This window comes from Actinomadura geliboluensis (assembly GCF_005889745.1).
GTDB lineage: Bacteria > Actinomycetota > Actinomycetes > Streptosporangiales > Streptosporangiaceae > Spirillospora > Spirillospora geliboluensis.
Genome location: NZ_VCKZ01000754.1, coordinates 1 through 1,103, shown reverse-complemented (window position 1 = coordinate 1,103; position 1,103 = coordinate 1). Strand labels below are relative to the sequence as shown.

At 57.5% G+C, this 1,103-nt stretch carries 1 rRNA gene; it reads right to left on the bottom strand.

Going from position 1 to position 1,103, the window contains the following annotated elements:
- Nucleotides 1-1,103: ribosomal RNA gene (locus ETD96_RS44040) — 23S ribosomal RNA — on the bottom strand; the annotation flags it as partial.

The window sequence follows — 1,103 nt, the reverse complement described above, 5'->3', positions numbered from 1 at the left end:
TTAGCATCAGAGGGTTCAGCGTTGGCGCATACCAGCGGGTACGGGAATATCAACCCGTTGTCCATCGACTACGCCTGTCGGCCTCGCCTTAGGTCCCGACTTACCCTGGGCGGATTAGCCTGCCCCAGGAACCCTTGGTCATCCGGCGCACACGTTTCTCACGTGTGACTCGCTACTCATGCCTGCATTCTCACTCCCGCAGCCTCCACCACTCGATCACTCGGCGGCTTCACCGGCTACAGGACGCTCCCCTACCCATCAACACATACGTGTCAATGCCACGGCTTCGGCGGTGTGCTTGAGCCCCGCTACATTGTCGGCGCGGAATCACTTGACCAGTGAGCTATTACGCACTCTTTCAAGGATGGCTGCTTCTAAGCCAACCTCCTGGTTGTCACGGCAACTCCACATCCTTTCCCACTTAGCACACGCTTAGGGGCCTTAGCCGATGATCTGGGCTGTTTCCCTCTCGACTACGAAGCTTATCCCCCGCAGTCTCACTGCCACGCTCTCACTTACCGGCATTCGGAGTTTGGCTGACGTCAGTAACCTTGTAGGGCCCATCAGCCATCCAGTAGCTCTACCTCCGGCAAGAAACACGCGACGCTGCACCTAAATGCATTTCGGGGAGAACCAGCTATCACGGAGTTTGATTGGCCTTTCACCCCTAACCACAGGTCATCCCCCAGGTTTTCAACCCTGGTGGGTTCGGGCCTCCACACCGTCTTACCGGCGCTTCACCCTGCCCATGGCTAGATCACCCCGCTTCGGGTCTACAGCATGCGACTCAAACGCCCTATTCAGACTCGCTTTCGCTACGGCTACCCGCCACCGGTTAACCTCGCCACACACCATAACTCGCAGGCTCATTCTTCAAAAGGCACGCCATCACGAACACAGGCCGAAACCTGTGAGGACGCTCTGACGGCTTGTAGGCACACGGTTTCAGGTACTATTTCACGACCCCTCACCGGGGCACTTTTCACCTTTCCCTCACGGTACTGGTCCGCTATCGGTCATCAGGAAGTATTCAGCCTTACCACGTGGTCGTGGCAGATTCACACGGGATTTCACGGGCCCCGTGCTACTCGGGAACACACCCA